The sequence below is a fragment of the Thermomonas brevis genome (genome assembly GCF_014395425.1).
GTDB lineage: Bacteria > Pseudomonadota > Gammaproteobacteria > Xanthomonadales > Xanthomonadaceae > Thermomonas > Thermomonas brevis.
Window position 1 is genome coordinate 86,781 of sequence record NZ_CP060711.1, and the last position, 14,613, is coordinate 101,393.

Annotated in this window: 15 protein-coding genes and 1 pseudogene; all 16 read right to left on the reverse strand. The window is 70.8% G+C overall.

Translation table 11 applies throughout. The features are described from left to right. Nucleotides 1–28: 28 nt before the first annotated feature. The 16 genes and pseudogenes from flhA to fliE all read right to left on the reverse strand — a co-directional run bounded on the left by flhA (nucleotide 29) and on the right by fliE (nucleotide 14,550). Nucleotides 29–2,065, reverse strand: a complete 2,037-nt coding sequence (gene flhA / locus H9L17_RS00370) for a flagellar biosynthesis protein FlhA (protein ID WP_187571790.1) — start codon at nucleotides 2,063–2,065, stop codon at nucleotides 29–31. A gap of 47 nt (nucleotides 2,066–2,112) precedes the next feature. Further along, nucleotides 2,113–3,255, reverse strand: a complete 1,143-nt coding sequence (flhB, locus tag H9L17_RS00375) for a flagellar biosynthesis protein FlhB (protein ID WP_187570451.1) — start codon at nucleotides 3,253–3,255, stop codon at nucleotides 2,113–2,115. Nucleotides 3,256–3,259: 4 nt separating this feature from the next. Further along, a complete protein-coding gene (gene fliR, locus H9L17_RS00380; RefSeq protein WP_187570452.1) occupies nucleotides 3,260–4,048 on the reverse strand; it encodes a flagellar biosynthetic protein FliR in 789 nt (262 codons plus the stop codon). Between the two features lie 12 nt (nucleotides 4,049–4,060). Then, nucleotides 4,061–4,330, reverse strand: a complete 270-nt coding sequence (locus tag H9L17_RS00385) for a flagellar biosynthetic protein FliQ (protein ID WP_187570453.1) — start codon at nucleotides 4,328–4,330, stop codon at nucleotides 4,061–4,063. A gap of 13 nt (nucleotides 4,331–4,343) precedes the next feature. Then, a complete protein-coding gene (fliP, locus tag H9L17_RS00390; RefSeq protein ID WP_187570454.1) occupies nucleotides 4,344–5,144 on the reverse strand; it encodes a flagellar type III secretion system pore protein FliP in 801 nt (266 codons plus the stop codon). Continuing rightward, nucleotides 5,141–5,527, reverse strand: coding sequence for a flagellar biosynthetic protein FliO (fliO, locus tag H9L17_RS00395; RefSeq protein WP_187571791.1), 387 nt, complete (start codon nucleotides 5,525–5,527; stop codon nucleotides 5,141–5,143). The genes fliP and fliO overlap by 4 nt, the downstream gene beginning before the upstream one ends. Before the next feature lie 219 nt (nucleotides 5,528–5,746). After that, a pseudogene (fliN, locus tag H9L17_RS00400) lies at nucleotides 5,747–6,010 on the reverse strand (flagellar motor switch protein FliN); the annotation flags it as partial. A 73-nt stretch (nucleotides 6,011–6,083) separates the two neighbouring features. Beyond that, entirely contained in the window at nucleotides 6,084–7,079 is a 996-nt protein-coding gene (gene fliM, locus H9L17_RS00405) for a flagellar motor switch protein FliM (RefSeq protein ID WP_187570455.1), read from the reverse strand. A gap of 13 nt (nucleotides 7,080–7,092) precedes the next feature. Further along, nucleotides 7,093–7,602: a flagellar basal body-associated FliL family protein gene (locus H9L17_RS00410; protein WP_187570456.1), complete on the reverse strand. Its 510-nt coding sequence runs from the start codon at nucleotides 7,600–7,602 to the stop codon at nucleotides 7,093–7,095. Between the two features lie 134 nt (nucleotides 7,603–7,736). After that, the gene (locus H9L17_RS00415) at nucleotides 7,737–8,939 is read right to left on the reverse strand and encodes a flagellar hook-length control protein FliK (RefSeq protein WP_187570457.1); all 1,203 of its coding nucleotides are present in this window, start codon (nucleotides 8,937–8,939) and stop codon (nucleotides 7,737–7,739) included. Then, nucleotides 8,936–9,385: a flagellar export protein FliJ gene (fliJ, locus tag H9L17_RS00420; RefSeq protein ID WP_187570458.1), complete on the reverse strand. Its 450-nt coding sequence runs from the start codon at nucleotides 9,383–9,385 to the stop codon at nucleotides 8,936–8,938. Before fliJ ends, H9L17_RS00415 begins: the two co-directional genes overlap by 4 nt. After that, the gene (gene fliI, locus H9L17_RS00425) at nucleotides 9,382–10,764 is read right to left on the reverse strand and encodes a flagellar protein export ATPase FliI (protein ID WP_187570459.1); all 1,383 of its coding nucleotides are present in this window, start codon (nucleotides 10,762–10,764) and stop codon (nucleotides 9,382–9,384) included. Before fliI ends, fliJ begins: the two co-directional genes overlap by 4 nt. A gap of 118 nt (nucleotides 10,765–10,882) precedes the next feature. Then, the gene (locus H9L17_RS00430) at nucleotides 10,883–11,470 is read right to left on the reverse strand and encodes a FliH/SctL family protein (RefSeq protein ID WP_187570460.1); all 588 of its coding nucleotides are present in this window, start codon (nucleotides 11,468–11,470) and stop codon (nucleotides 10,883–10,885) included. Then, nucleotides 11,467–12,468, reverse strand: a complete 1,002-nt coding sequence (gene fliG, locus H9L17_RS00435) for a flagellar motor switch protein FliG (RefSeq protein ID WP_187570461.1) — start codon at nucleotides 12,466–12,468, stop codon at nucleotides 11,467–11,469. Before fliG ends, H9L17_RS00430 begins: the two co-directional genes overlap by 4 nt. Beyond that, entirely contained in the window at nucleotides 12,461–14,137 is a 1,677-nt protein-coding gene (gene fliF, locus H9L17_RS00440; protein ID WP_187570462.1) for a flagellar basal-body MS-ring/collar protein FliF, read from the reverse strand. Before fliF ends, fliG begins: the two co-directional genes overlap by 8 nt. Before the next feature lie 56 nt (nucleotides 14,138–14,193). Continuing rightward, a complete protein-coding gene (gene fliE, locus H9L17_RS00445; protein WP_187570463.1) occupies nucleotides 14,194–14,550 on the reverse strand; it encodes a flagellar hook-basal body complex protein FliE in 357 nt (118 codons plus the stop codon). Between the last annotated feature and the right edge of the window lie 63 nt (nucleotides 14,551–14,613).

Genomic DNA, 14,613 nt, shown 5'->3' on the forward strand with positions numbered 1-14,613 from the left:
CGCAATCCAATCTCTTCGGGGGCCAGGATCAGCCAATCGCGCCGAGCAACCGCAACCGCTTGTCTTCAGGCACCTCGCCGTAGGCCAGGACCGAAAGCTGCGGCACGCTGTGGCGCACCAGCCGCGAGATCGCCGCGCGGATCCCGCCGGGCACCAGCAGGATCGCGGGCTCGCCGCGCTGTTCCTGCCGGGCCACGCACTCGCTGAGGTTCTGGTGCAACCGCTCGGCGAGTCCGGGTTCCAGCGCGGCGCCCTGGCCGCTGACCGAATCCTGCAAGATGCGTTCCATTTGCGGGGCCAGGGTGAACACCGGCAGCTCAGGCGCCATGCCGTTGAGTTCCTGCACGATGAACGGCCCCAGCGAGGTGCGCACCGCCGCGGTCAGCACGCTCGGATCCTGGGTATGGATGCCGTGCTCCAGCAGCGCCTCGACGATCCGCCGGATCTGCCGCAGCGGCACCTTTTCCGCCAGCAGCGACTGAAGCACGCGCACGATCACCGACATCGGCAGCAGCTTGGGCGTCAGGTCTTCGACGAGCTTGGGCGACGCCTTGCCGACGCTGGCCAGCAGCTGCTGCACCTCGTCGTGGCCCAGCAGTTCGGCGGCGCGCTCGCGCACCACGTGGGAGAGGTGGGTGGCGATCACGGTGCCGGCATCGACCACGGTATAGCCCAGCGATTCGGCGTGGGCGCGCTGCGAGGGCAGGATCCAGGTGGCGTCCAGGCCGAACGCCGGATCCTTGCCGGGAATGCCTTCCAGCGGGCCGAACACCTTGCCCGGGTCCAGCGCCAGCATGCGGTCCGGATGCAGCTCGCCGCTGGCGACCGGCACGCCGTGGACGAGGATGCGGTACTGGCCGGCGGTCAGCTCCAGGTTGTCGCGCACGTGCACGGCCGGGATCAGGAAGCCGAGGTCCTGGGTCAGCTTGCGGCGCACGCCCTTCAGCCGCGTCAACAATTCGCCGCCCTGCGCCTTGTCCACCAGCGCGATCAGCTTGTAGCCGACCTCCAGCCCCAGCGGCTCGACCGGCGCCACCTCGTCCCAGCTCAGCTCCGCCACCGCGGTCGAACCGGTCGCGGCGGCCTCCTGCGCGACCGGCATGGCTTCGGCCTCCTCGTGCTTCTTCAGCCGCCAGGCGGCGTAGCCGAGGATGCCGGCGAACAGCAGGAACGGCAGGTTGGGCATGCCCGGCACGATGCCGATCAGCCCCATCAGCGCCGCCGCCACCGCCAGCGCGCGGCGCTGGCCGAACACCTGGGTGCTGACCGCCGCGCCCATTTCCTGTTCGCGGGTGGCGCGGGTGACCAGCATCGCGACGGCGGTGGACACCAGCAGCGCCGGGATCTGCGCGACCAGGCCGTCGCCGATCGCCAGCAGGGTGTAGGTCTGCATCGCCTCGCCGAAGCTGAGGTCGTGCTGGAGCACGCCGATCAGCACGCCGCCCACCAGGTTGATGGCGAGGATCAGCAGGCCGGCGACGGCGTCGCCGCGCACGAACTTGCTGGCGCCGTCCATCGAGCCGTAGAAGTCGGCCTCGTTGCGCACTTCCTCGCGGCGCAGCTTGGCTTCCTCGCGGGTCAGCAGGCCGGCGTTGAGGTCGGCGTCGATCGCCATCTGCTTGCCGGGCAGGGCGTCGAGGATGAAGCGCGCCGACACTTCGGAGATGCGCCCGGAGCCCTTGGTCACCACCACGAAGTTGACGATGGTGAGGATGGCGAACACCACGATGCCGACCGCATAGCTGCCGCCGACCACGAAGTTGCCGAACGATTCGATCACGTGGCCGGCCGCCGCGCCGCCCTGGTGGCCGTGCAGCAGCACCACGCGGGTGGAGGCGACGTTCAGCGACAGCCGCAGCAGGGTGACCATCAGCAGCACGCTGGGGAACACCGAGAACTCCAGCGGCCGCAGCACGTAGACCACCGCCAGCAGCACCATCAGCGACAGCGCGATGTTGACGGTGAACAGGATGTCGAGCAGGAACGGCGGCAGCGGCACCACCACCATCGACAGCATCGCCAGCACCACCACCGGCGCCGCCGCGCCGCTGCGCAGCGAATGCATCACCGCGGTCAGCGAGCCGCCGCGCCCGCCCTTGTCGGAGGTCGCGCTCATCGCGGCGACTTCCCGTCATCGAGGGCCGGATCGACGGCCACCGTCGCCAGCGACGGCATCGGGCCGTGCGACGGATGCCAGCGACGCAGCTGGAACACGTAGGAGAGCACCTGGGCGACGGCGGCGTAGAGCTGCACGGGGATTTCCTGGTCGAGCGCGGAATGCCGATACAAGGCGCGTGCCAGCGGCGGCGCCTCGACCGTGGCGACCCGGTGCGCCTTGGCGATCTCGCGGATCTTCAGGGCGATCTCGTCGATGCCCAGCGCCACCACCTTCGGCGCGCGCATGCGCCCGGCTTCGTACTTCAGCGCCACCGCGTAGTGGGTGGGGTTGACCACGATCACGTCGGCGTCCGGCACCGCCTCCATCATCCGCCGCTGCGCCATCTGCCGGGCCAGCTGGCGGATCTTTCCCTTGACCTCCGGGTTGCCCTCGTTCTCCTTGAACTCCTCGCGGACTTCCTGCTTGGTCATCTTCAATTTTTCGTTGTGCGACCAGCGCTGGTAGGGCACGTCGACCGCGGCCAGCAGCGCCATCGCACCAACCATCGCCGCCAGCGCGTGCAGCATGAAGCCCAGGCCGTCGGCGACGGCGCCTTCCAGCGGCATGTTCTGCAGCAGCGGCATCGTCACCATCGCGCGGCGCACCACCCAGAAGCCGACCGCGCCGACCAGCAGGATGCGCAGCACCGAGCGCAGCAGTTCCACCCGGCCTTCGCGGCCGTACATCCGCTCGAAGCCGGACATCGGGTTGAGCCGGTTGAAGTTCGGCTGCAGCGCCTCGGTGCTGAAATGGAAGCCGCCCATCACCGCCGGCGAAATGAAGCAGGCGCCGAGCGCGATCGCCACCAGCGGCAGCAGCGGCACCGCCAGTCCGGCCAGCATGGCCGCCGCGTGCGTCGCCAGCCGGTCCTGGTGGCCGACCAGGCCGGAATCGAAGGCCAGCGCGTCGCGCATCCAGCCCATTGCGCCGCGCGCCACGCCCGGCCCCAGCACCAGCAGCGTGATCACCGACGTGCCCAGCACCGCCACGCCGGCCAGCTCGCGCGAACGCGGCACGTCGCCGCGCTCGCGGGCCTGGCGCAGGCGTTTGGCACTTGGGGCTTCTGTGCGGTCTTCGCGGTCCGCGGCTTCGCTCATCGTCTCAACCCGTCACGGCGCGGGCGGCCTCGAATGCCTGCCCAAACAGCGCCTTGACCGGATCAAGCAATTCATGTGCCAGCACCGTCAGCAGGGCCAGGCCGATCAGCAGCGCGATGGGCATGCCGATCTGGATCGGGTTGAACTGCGGCGCGGCGCGCGACAGCACGCCCACCACCATGTTGACCGCCAATAGCGCCACGGTCACCGGCAGCGACATCAGCACGGCGACGCGCAGCACGGTCGGGAAGAAGCCCGGCACCACCTCGAGGAACGCCGAAAAGTCGGCGAACGGCGTGCCGATCGGCTGCGCCCGGTAGCTGTCCAGCAGCAGCTGGATCAGCGCCAGATGCGCGTCCAAGGTGAAGAACAGCAGCCCGAACACCAGGTAGAACCACACCGACAGCACCGGCACCGAGGTCTGGTTGGCGGGGTCGGTCATGGTGGCGAACGACAGCGCCATGCCCTGCGAGACGAACTGGCCGGCCAGGGTCGCCGCCTCGAAGGCGAGCTTCAGCACCAGCCCGATGGTGATGCCGATCGCGAATTCGCGGATCACGTTCAGCGCGGTCGCCGCGTCCACCGCGGCGGGCGGCGGCGCCGGCAGCACGGTGGACAGGGTGGCCGACAGCGCCAAGACCAGGATCAGCCGCGCCCGCATCGGGAAGCCCCGGCCGCCGATGGTCGGCAGCACCTGCAGCGCGGCGCCGATGCGGATGGCGTGCCACAGCACCGTCGCCAGCATCGCGAACAGGTTCACGCCCTGGGCGGTGACGAGGGTGACGGTATCCATCGCGCGGCGGCGTCAGCCGATCAGGTGCGGGATCTGCTGGAACAACTCGGCGGTGAACGAGACCAGCTTGCCCAGCAGGAAGTTGCCGGTCAGGGTCAGCGTCGCCACCAGCGCCGCGACCTTGCAGACGAAGGCCACGGTGGGCTCGTTGATCGAGGTGGCGGCCTGCAGGATGCCGACCACCACGCCGGTCGCCAGCACCGCCAGCAGCAGCGGCGCGCCCAGCAGCAGCGCCAGCTGCATGCCGGCGGCGATCTGGGCGAGGGCGAGTTCGGGAGTCATGCGCGCACGCCCGTCATGCCGGGTTGAAGCTGCCGGCGATCGAGCCGACCACCAGCACCCAACCGTCCACCAGCACGAACAGCAGGATCTTGAACGGCGCCGAGATCAACATCGGCGACAGCATCATCATGCCCATCGACATCAGCACGCTGGCCACCACCAGATCGATGATGACGAACGGGATGTAGATCAGGAACGCGATCTCGAACGCGGTCTTCAGCTCGCTGGTGAGGAAGGACGCGGCCAGCACGCCGAACGGCACGTCCTGCGGCGTCGCGTAGGGGCCGGTGTTGGACATGCCGGCGAAGGTCATCAGGTCGTTCTCGCGCACCTGCGCCAGCATGAACGCGCGGAACGGCTCGGACGCGGCGGTCCAGGCGGCGCGGAAATCCATCTGGTGGTCCAGGTAGGGCGCGATGCCGGCGGTCCACGACTGGTCGAACACCGGCTGCATCACCATCGCGGTGAGGAACAGCGCCAGCGCCAGCAGCACCTGGTTGGACGGCGTCTGGCCGGTGCCCAGCGCCTGCCGCAGCAGGCTGAGCACGATGATGATGCGGGTGAACGCGGTCACCCCCAGCAGCAGCGCCGGCAGCAGGGTGATGCTGGTCATCAGCAGCAACACCTGCATCGGCATGCTGACCGGCTGGCCACCGATCTGGCCGACGTTCACCGCCGGCAGGCTGGGCGCCGCCGCGGGCGCGGCGGCCGGAGCGGCCTGGGCGAATGCGTCGCCGGCAAGGAAACAGAGGGCGAGGACGCCCAGCAGCGGCAGCAGCCGCGTCGCGATCCGTCGCAGTGCGGGCCGGTTCATGCCTTCTTCCCGAAGTGCTGCGCCAGCAGCTGCGCGAACGGTACGGGCTGCGCCGGCGCCTCGACCGGCAGCGGCGTCTCCAACGTGTGCAGCAGGCGGGTGCCGGACGCGCCGGTGCCCAGCAGGAGCTGTTGCCCGCCGACTTCGACCACCACCAGCCGCTCGCGCGCGCTCAGTGCGGTCGAGGCCACGACCCGCAACCCGTTGCCGCGCATGCCGGCCACGCCCGGCATGCGCCGCGCCAGCCAGGCCAGGCCGAAGATCAGGCCCAGCACCAGCGCCAATGCGAACAGGGTGCCGCCGAGGGTGCCGACCGCACTCGGCGGCGCGGCGTGTCCCGGCTGCATGGTCAGCGCGGTGGTCTTGGCCGGGCGCGCCGGCATCCCGGCGATGGCGCGCGGCGCAGCGGCCTGCGCTTCGGCTGGCGCAGGCGCGCTCTGCACGGGCGATTCGGTCGTGGCCGGCGGAATCGCGGGCTGCTGCGTCGCCGGGGAATCAGCGGCGACCTGCCCGGATGCCTGCGCAGCCGGCTGCGGGGCAGCCGCCGCTCGCGGCGCGTCCTGCGCCGGCGCGGCGCTGGTGGAAGGAACGACGTCCATCGGTCAGCGCAGGCGCTTGATGCGTTCGCTCGGGCTGACCACGTCGGTCAGGCGCACGCCGAAGCGGTCGTTGACCACCACCACTTCGCCCTGTGCGATCAGGGTGTCGTTGACGTAGACGTCGAGCGGTTCGCCGGCGGCGCGCTCCAGTTCCACCACCGAGCCCTGGTTGAGCTGCAGTAGGTTGCGGATCGGGATGCGCGCGTGTCCGACGACCAGCGACAGCGTCACCGGCACATCCAGGATCACGTCCAGGTTGAGGTCGGTGTTCCCGGTCGCCGGGGGGCGTTGGCGGTGAGCGCCTCGAAGGCGGCGAGTTGGCTGGCTTCGTCGGTAGGGTTCATGGCATTGGCAACGGGTTCTGGGGCGGACGGGTGGCGTGCACTTCGGTGATCTTCACCGCGTTCTTGCCGTTGTGGATGCCGAATTCGCCGGTGAACAGCGGCAGGTGCTCCACGTGCACCGGGATCTCGGGCTTGAGGTCGATCGGGATCACGTCGCCGACCTTCAGCCTGCTCAGTTCGCGCAGGCTGATCTGGCGGGTCGCGAGCATGCTGCTCAGCTCGACCTCGACGTCCTGCAGCTGCGCATGCAGGGCGTTGGTCCAGTTCTCGTCCTTCTCGACGCGGTCGCTCTGCACGCCGGCGTCGAGCTGCTCGCGGATCGGCTCCAGCATCGACCAGGGCAGGGCCAGGTGCAGCTCGCCGCCGCCGCCTTCCAGCTCGACGTGGAAGCGGCACACCACGATGTATTCGCGCGGGCTGATGATGTTGGCGAAATGCGGGTTGACCTCGGAGTTCATGTACTCGAACTCCACGTTCATCACCGGCGCCCACGCCTCGGCGAAGTCGGAGAAGGTCTGCTTCAGCAGCAGTTGGATCACCCGCATCTCGGTGGGCGTGAACTCGCGGCCCTCGATGCGGGTGTGGTACTTGCCGCTGCCGCCGAAGAAGTTGTCGACCACGGTGAAGATCAGCCGCGGCTCGAACATCACGATGCCGGTGCCGCGCAGCGGCTTCATCTTCACCAGGTTGAGGTTGGTCGGCACCTGCAGCGAATGGATGTATTCGCCGAAGCGGATCATGTCGATGCCGCGCACCGACAGGTCGGCCGAGCGCCGCAGCAGGTTGAACAGGCCGATCCGCCAGGTGCGCGCGAAGCGCTCGTTGATCATCTCCAGGGTCGGCAGGCGGCCGCGGATGATCCGTTCCTGGGTGGCGAAGTCGTAGGTGCGCGCCTCGCCCGGCGCGGGCGGCGGCTCGGTGTCCACCGCGCCCGAATCGACGCCGTGGAGGAGGGCGTCGATCTCGTCCTGGCTGAGCAGGTCGGTGGTCATCGTCTCTCCCCGCTTACTGGATCACGATGCTGGTGAACAGCAACGCGTCCACCTGGTTGGCGGCGTGCTGGGCCTTGAGGATGTTCTTCACCTCGGCCAGCGCCTGCCCCTGCAGGCGTTCCTTGCCGTTGCGGCCGTTCAGCTGCTGCGAGGTCTGCTGCCCGAACAGCAACAGCAGGCGGTTGCGGATGATCGGCGAATGCAGGGCGATCGCCGCGGCGGTGTCGGGGTCGCGCGTCTGCAGCTGCACGTCGGCCTGCAGGTAGCGCACGCCGTCGGTGTCGGCCAGGTTGACCACGAAGGCGGGGTCGAGCGCGATGTACTGCGGCGGCGCCAGCGGCTTGGCGCCGACCGGCTTGGACGGCTTGAGGAACCAGTAGGCCGCGCCACCGCCGCCGGCCAGCACGACCAGCAGCGCCGCGACGATCAGCAGCAGCTTCCTGGATTTCTTCTTCGGCGGCGGCGGCGTCCCGGCGGCGCCGGCGTTGGCGGGCGGGGCGGGTTTGGCGGGTGCTGCTGGCACGGGGCGATCCATCCTTGAACGGGGCTCTGGGCCATATTGCAAATCGCGTGCCGGATTGCAATGGCGGGCCGCGTCGATGCGCCGTCGGCGGGGCGCCTACCGGGGCCGCGCACCGGCAGGCGCGCTATTGACGATCAGGCGTAGACGTCGAGCAATCCGCGGGCGCGACGGAAATCCGGCGGCAGCGGGCTGCCCGGTTCCGAGGCCGACGACGCGGCCAGGCCGTCGCCGCTGCGGTGCGAAGCGCCGTCGCCCTGCTGCCCCTGGTCCTTCTGGGTCTGGCCCTGGCCGACGCCGGCGTGGGACAGCTGCAGGCCGTGCTGCCCGAGCATTTCGCGCAGGCGCGGCAGGCTGGCCTCCAGCGCCTGCCGGACTTCGGGCTGCGCGCTGTGGAACTCGGCGCGCACGTCGCTGCCGTCCAGGTGCAGGCGGATGTCGATCGCGCCGAGGTGCTCGGGCACGACCCGGATTTCGGCCTGGCCGATGCGCTGCCCGGCGAGCAGGGCAACGTGGCTGCCGAAGCGGTCGTCGTAGCCGGCGGCGGGATCGGCCGGCTGTTGCAGGATCGGCGGCTGCGCGGCGACGGGCGCGGCGGTCGCAGGCTGCGGCGCCGATGCGGCCTGCACCGCCTGCAGCGGCGCGAAGACAGGGGAGACGGCCGCGTCGCTCGCGCCGCGCGGCAGCGCCTGCGCGCCATCGTCGGCGGCAAGGGCGAACGCCGGCGCGAGAGTCGGCGCGGCCGGCTTGGCGGCGTCCGCCTGCGGCAGGACGAACCGCGCGACCGGCGCGGCATCGCGATCGGATTCGGTGGCGGCAAGGGGAAGACCGGACGCCGCTGCGGCGGGTGCGGCCGGCTGCGCGTTTTCGACGCCGACGGCGGGCGCGGGCTGCGCCGCGGCAGCGGCGGCCATCGCCTGCTGCAAGGGCAGGGCCGAGGGCGCTCCTTCGGCGGAAACGACAGGTGCAGCCGCATTCGCGGCAGAGGCCGCGGCCTGCGGCTGCGGCGCCGTCTGTAGCTGCGGCATCTGCGCCAGCACCACCGCCAGCGGATCGACGGCATCCGCGACGGCTTCGCCTGCCGCCGTCACCGACTTGGCCTTGCCGCCGCCCGCGCCGGCCAGCACCGACGCCACGGTTTTCGCCGCGTCCGCCGGCGCACCCAGCAGCAGATCGAACAGCAGGCCGGCATCGACCTCTGTGTCCGCCGGCGCGCCCGCTTCCGTCGCCAGGCCGGCCTGGGCCGGACGCGCCGCCGTCGCCGCTGCAACGCCGGTGGCCGCCGCCGGACCGGCAGCCGGCGCGGTCGGCAGCGGCAGGCTGCCCGGATTGCCCATCATGGCTCGCTCCCTTCCTGCGCGCTGCGCACGCGGCGCGCGCCCAGGTCGTCCAGCTCGCGCTGCTCGCGGCGGTCGGCCACGCGCGATTCCTCGGCGCGGTAGCTGGCGGCCAGTTGCTCCAGCACCTTGTTGTCGCGGCTGGCCAGCATCAGCCGGGCGCGTTCCACCTCGCAGTTCTGGCGCGAGGAATCGACCACCTGCGCCTGCTGTTCCAAGGCGGTGTCGAGCTTGGCGCGGAAGGCGACGTGGTTCGCCAGCATTGCCGGCGCCAGCGTGCCGCCGCTGGCGGGCGCGACGCGGTAGGCGTCGGCGTATTCCTTGAGCATGTCGAAGCGCTGCTGCTGCTCGGCCAGCGCCTTGTCGCGCTCGGCCAATTGCTTGGCGACCGCGTCCTGGCGTTGCTGGGTGACGCGCAGCAGGGGATCGAGGCGTTGCGATCGGGTCATGGGGCGATCTCCGGTTCGCCGTCGAGCAGACGGGCGAGGGCATTGCGGCTTTCTTCGACGGTGGCCGATTCGGCCACGTCCTGGCCGAGGAACTGCAGGATCTGCGGCCACAGCGCCAGCGCGTCGTCCACCAGCGGATCGTTGCCGCGCTGGTAGGCGCCGATGGCGATCAGGTCGCGCTGGGCGTTGTAGGCGGCCATCAATTGCTTGAGCCGGCGGATGCGCGCGCGCCACGCCGGATCGGTGATGTCCTGCATGACGCGGCTGACTGAGACTTCCACGTCGATGGCCGGATACAGGCCGGCGTCGGCGATCCGGCGGGTCAGCACGATATGGCCGTCGAGGATGGCGCGGGCGGCGTCGGCGATGGGTTCCTGCTGGTCGTCGCCCTCGGTCAGCACGGTGTAGAAGGCGGTGATCGAGCCGCGCCCGTCGGCGCCGTTGCCGGCGCGCTCCACCAGCGCCGGCAGGCGCGCGAACACCGACGGCGGATAGCCGCGCGTGGTCGGCGGCTCGCCGACCGACAGGCCGATTTCGCGCTGGGCATGGGCGAAGCGGGTGAGCGAATCCATGAGCAGCAGCACATGCAAGCCCTGGTCCCGGAACCACTCGGCGATGGCAGTGGCGCGCAGCGCGCCGTGCAGGCGCGCCAGCGGCGGCCGGTCGGCCGGGGCGGCGACCACCACCGAACGGCGCAGGCCCTCCGCGCCCAACGTGCTTTCGACGAAATCGCGCACTTCGCGGCCACGCTCGCCGATCAGGCCCACCACAATGACGTCGGCGGCGGTATAGCGGGTCATCATGCCGAGCAGCGTCGATTTGCCGACGCCGGAGCCGGCGAACAGGCCGATGCGCTGGCCGCGCCCGATCGGCAGCAGCGCGTTGATCGCGCGCACGCCGACGTCCAGCGAACGGGTGATCGGCTCGCGCATCAGCGGGTTGATCTGCACGCCGGCCAGGCCGACGAAATCCTCCGCGCGCAGCGGCGGGCGGCCGTCCAGCGGCACCCCGTCGCTGTCGATGACGCGGCCCAGCAGGCCTTCGCCCACCGCCACTTCGCCGCGGCTCGATCCGGTGAGGACGCGCGCGTTCGGCAGCAGGCCGGACAGGTCGGAGGTGGGCATCAGGAAGGTGCGGTCGCCGGCGAAGCCGACCACCTCAGCGTCCACCCAGCGTCCTCCGGTGCTTTCCACGCTGCACCGCGCGCCCAGCGGGGCGCTGCAACCAGTGGCTTCCAGAGTCAGACCGACCGCGCGGCGCAGCACGCCTTCGCGGACCATGCCCAGCGCGTCGATGCGCGAGGCGTCCATGTCGCGCAGGCGCATCGCCAGCCGCAGGCTGCGAGCCTCGTCCCATTGCGCGGCGGCGATGTTGCTCATCGGCTTCCTCCCGCAAGGCTGGATGCCGTGACCCCTGCCGAACCGCGACGCCCGTCACGGTTCCCTGCGCCTATCCAGCGCCTTTTTCCGGCAAAGCGCAAGGGGGACGTTCGCCCGCTCACCTGTCGCCCCCGGCCGCGATCTTCTGCAATGCGGCGTTGAGGCGCGCCGACAGGCTGCCGTCGATGCGCACGCTGTCCGCGTGCAGGCGCAGGTCGCCGCGCGCCAAGGTGGCGTCGCCGCTCATGCGCACGCCTTCCAGCGTCAGCAGCTGCGGGGTGAGCATCGCGAGGTCGTCCGGATGCAGGCGCAGTTCCACCTGCCGGTGGTCGCTGCCGGCGATTTCCAGCGCTTCGCGCACCAGCGTTTCCAGCAGTTCGGGCTCGGCGGCGTAGCTGCGGCCGAGCAGGGCGCCGGCGATGCGCACGGCCAGGTCGCCGAGCGCGTCGCCGACTTCCGCGTCCAGCCGCGCCAGCGGGCGGGTGAACGCGTCCAGGATGCCTTCCATCTGCGCGGCGATGCGGCGGATTTCGGCCTGCCCGGCGGCGGCGCCCTCGGCGTGTCCGCGCGCATAGCCCTCCGCGTACGCGGCTTCCTCGATGGCCTGCACTTCCTCGACGCTGGGCATGTGCCGCTCGGGCTGCGGCGGAGGCGGCGGGGGCGGCGGCGCCAGTTCCGGGGCAGCCCAGCGCACTGCGTCGCTCATACGAAGACCTCGGCCTTGACCGCCAGCTGGATGGTCCCGTCATCGGCCATCTTGCGCACGATGGTGAGGATTTCCTTCTGCGCGGCCTCGACCTCGGCCAGCCGCACCGGCCCGCGCGCCTCCATGTCTTCGACCAGCATTTCGGCAGCGCGCTGCGACATGTTGGAGGTGATCTTCTCGCGCACCTTGGCGTCGGCGCCGCGCAGCGCCAGCGCCAGCTTGTCGGCGGGCACTTCGCGCAGCACGGTCTGCATCGCGCGGTCGTCGATCTCGGCCAGGTTGTCGAACACGAACATCAGGTCGCGGATGCGGCCGGTCAGCGGTTCGTCGATCTGGGAGATGGCGCCGAGGATCACTTCGTCCTGGCCGCCGTCCATGAAGTTGAGGATGTTGGCCGCGACCCGGATGCCGCCGATGGTCGAGGACTTCAGGTTCTGGTTGCCGGCGAACTGCTTGGCCATCACGTCGTTGAGCTCGTTGAGCGCGTGCGGCGGGATGCCGTCCAGGGTGGCGATGCGGATCAGCACGTCGGCGCGGGTGCGCTCGGGCAGGAACTTCAGCGCCTCGGCGGCCTGGTCGCCGTCCAGGTGCGAGAGCACGATGGCGATGATCTGCGGATGCTCGTTGCGCACCAAGTCGGCGATGGCGCGCGGCTCCATCCACTTCAGCGTGTCCAGGCCGGTGGTGTTGCGGCCCAGCAGGATGCGGTCGATCAGGCTGCTGGCGCGTTCCTCGCCCAGCGCCTGCACCAGCACGCTGCGCACGTATTCGTCGGCGCCGCTGCCGATGTTCGGCTGTTCGAGCGTGTTGACGAACTCGTCGATCACCTTCTCGACTTCCTGCCGCGACACGCCGCCGACCGAGGTCATCGCCACGCCCAGCTTCTGCACTTCCTTGGCGCCCATGTGCTTGAGCACTTCGGCCGCCTGCTGTTCGCCCAGCGACAGCAGCACCACGGCCGCGCGCTGCACGCCGGAGAGGGCGTACTGTTCAGTCATCGGCGTTCACCAGATCGCGCACCACGGCGGCGACGCGCTTGGAATCGACGTTCACGGCGTCGCGCGCCACCTGCACCTTTTCCTCGAAATTGGCGCGCGCCAGCGAACGCTCCTGGGTCAGCGCCGGCGTCAGCACGCGTTCCTCCTGGTCCTGCATGTGCGTCACCTCGATTTCCTGCGTTTCGTGCTTGATCGCCACCTTCGGCGTGGTCAGGGCGCGGAAGGCCGGGCGCAGCACGAACCACACTACCGCCAGCACCGCCAGGCCGCCAAGCAGGGTGCGCAGCAGGTCGCGGGCGCGCGGATTCTCCCAGATCGGCAGCGGGTCGGACTTGGCTTCCGGCTGCCGCGCGAACGGGGAATTGACCACGGTGACCACGTCGCCGCGCTGCGCGTCGAAGCCGATCGCCTGCTGCACCAGCGACTGGATGCGCTGGATCTCCTGCGCGTTCAGGGCGCGCTCGGCCGCGGGCTTGCCGTTCGCGGCCGGCGCGCCGGGCAGGTTGTCCACCAGCACCGCGGCGGTCACCCGGCGCACGCGGCCCGGCGCCTGGCGGGTATGGGTCAGGGTGCGGTCGATCTCGTAGTTGCGCACCGCGCTGCGCGAGCCGTTGCCGGCCGCGGCGGTGCGGTTGGCGTCGGCCTGCGCGTTCGGTTGCTGCTGCGCGTTGGCCGGGTTGGCCGGGTTGGCGGCGTTCGCCGCGGCGGCCGGCGTGTTGCTGGCGCTGCCCGGCACGCCCTGCGGCGGCGCGGCGGCGGCGAGGTTGCCGGTTTCCGACACCTGCTCGCTGCGCACGATGGCCGGATCGGGGCCGTACTTCTCGCGCGCTTCCTCGGTCTGGTTGAAGTCCATGTCCACGCTGACCTCGGCGCGCACGCGGCCGGGGCCGGTCATCGGCTCCAGCAGCTCCTGGATGCGGCGCACGAACACGCTTTCCTGGCGGCGCTGCTGCTCGAACTGCTTGGCGCTGACGGCGGCGTCGCTGTCGGGATCGGCGTTGGAGAGCAGGCGGCCGAACTGGTCGACCACGGTCACGTTGCCGGCCGGCAGGCCGGGGATGGACGAGGACACCAGGTGCACGATGGCGTCCACCTGGCCCTGTTCCAGCGTAGCGCCGCTCTGCAATTGCAGCACCACCGAGGCGCTGGCCGGCTCCTTCTGGCGGGTGAAGGCGGACGGCTTGGGCATCGCCAGGTGCACGCGCGCCTCGCGGACCGGGCGCAGGTTGGTGATGGTGCGGGCCAGCTCGGTTTCCAGCGCGTGCTGGTAGCGCGCGTTCTCGACGAACTGGCTGGTGCCGAAGCCCTGGTCGCCTTCCATCGTGGCGAAGCCGCGGTCGGCGGACGCGCCGATCCCGCCGGAGGCCAGCGCCATCCGCGCCTCGCCCATGCGGTCCTCCGGCACCGACAGCATGCCGGTGCCCGGATCGATCTTGAACGGCACCTGCGCGGTACGCAGCACGTCGCGGGCCTCGCTGGCGGTCTTGGCGTCCAGGTCCGGCAGCGGCACGTAGGCGGGCTTCTGGGTCCAGAAGAACAGCCACAGGCCCAGCGCGATGGCGGCGGCCACCGTGCCCAGCGTCAGCAGCTGGCGGACCACCGGGATGTCCTGCAGGCGGCCGAGGTTCTTCAGGCTTTCGGTGGTTTTCGGGAGGGCGATGGCGCTCATGGTCGGGGGCGTGGTTCCGGGTTCTGCATTCGATGGTCAGCAACGGCGGGCGGCCGTCAGACCGGCATGTTCATCACGTCCTGGTAGGCCTGGACGAGGCGGTTGCGCACTTCCACGGCGGCTTTGAAGGCGACCTGGGACTGCTGCATGGCCACCATCACCCGCGCCAGGTCGGCGCGCGGATCGCCCATCTCGAACGCCTGCTGCAGCGCGCCGGCCTCGTTCTGCGCCTGGCTCACCCCGTCGATGGCGTTGCTCAGAGTCTGCTGGAAGCTGGAGCGGGCGGGCGCGCCGACGTCGATGGCGCCGGACGGGCGGGCATCGCCCGCCGCGGCCGGGTTGCCCAGCGGCCCGAGCGTCCGCGCTTCGTGGGCGCGGATCTGGGAGAGGATCGAGCTGATGGCGTCGGTCATCCGGGCGGTGGGAAAGGAAAGCCTGCCGCCCACGATGCAAGACATGTGCCATGACCCCGCCGG

What these genes read in the sequence shown, in the direction of transcription:
- fliE (WP_187570463.1), bottom strand. Translation starts at nt 14,550, where the DNA reads ATGACCGACGCCATCAGCTCGATCCTCTCCCAGATCCGCGCCCACGAA.
- fliP (WP_187570454.1), bottom strand. Translation starts at nt 5,144, where the DNA reads ATGAACCGGCCCGCACTGCGACGGATCGCGACGCGGCTGCTGCCGCTG.
- fliG (WP_187570461.1), bottom strand. Translation starts at nt 12,468, where the DNA reads ATGACTGAACAGTACGCCCTCTCCGGCGTGCAGCGCGCGGCCGTGGTG.
- H9L17_RS00415 (WP_187570457.1), bottom strand. Translation starts at nt 8,939, where the DNA reads ATGATGGGCAATCCGGGCAGCCTGCCGCTGCCGACCGCGCCGGCTGCC.
- H9L17_RS00385 (WP_187570453.1), bottom strand. Translation starts at nt 4,330, where the DNA reads ATGACTCCCGAACTCGCCCTCGCCCAGATCGCCGCCGGCATGCAGCTG.
- fliR (WP_187570452.1), bottom strand. Translation starts at nt 4,048, where the DNA reads ATGGATACCGTCACCCTCGTCACCGCCCAGGGCGTGAACCTGTTCGCG.
- fliJ (WP_187570458.1), bottom strand. Translation starts at nt 9,385, where the DNA reads ATGACCCGATCGCAACGCCTCGATCCCCTGCTGCGCGTCACCCAGCAA.
- fliF (WP_187570462.1), bottom strand. Translation starts at nt 14,137, where the DNA reads ATGAGCGCCATCGCCCTCCCGAAAACCACCGAAAGCCTGAAGAACCTC.
- flhA (WP_187571790.1), bottom strand. Translation starts at nt 2,065, where the DNA reads ATGCATTCGCTGCGCAGCGGCGCGGCGGCGCCGGTGGTGGTGCTGGCG.
- fliM (WP_187570455.1), bottom strand. Translation starts at nt 7,079, where the DNA reads ATGACCACCGACCTGCTCAGCCAGGACGAGATCGACGCCCTCCTCCAC.
- H9L17_RS00430 (WP_187570460.1), bottom strand. Translation starts at nt 11,470, where the DNA reads ATGAGCGACGCAGTGCGCTGGGCTGCCCCGGAACTGGCGCCGCCGCCC.
- flhB (WP_187570451.1), bottom strand. Translation starts at nt 3,255, where the DNA reads ATGAGCGAAGCCGCGGACCGCGAAGACCGCACAGAAGCCCCAAGTGCC.
- fliI (WP_187570459.1), bottom strand. Translation starts at nt 10,764, where the DNA reads ATGAGCAACATCGCCGCCGCGCAATGGGACGAGGCTCGCAGCCTGCGG.
- fliO (WP_187571791.1), bottom strand. Translation starts at nt 5,527, where the DNA reads ATGCCGGCGCGCCCGGCCAAGACCACCGCGCTGACCATGCAGCCGGGA.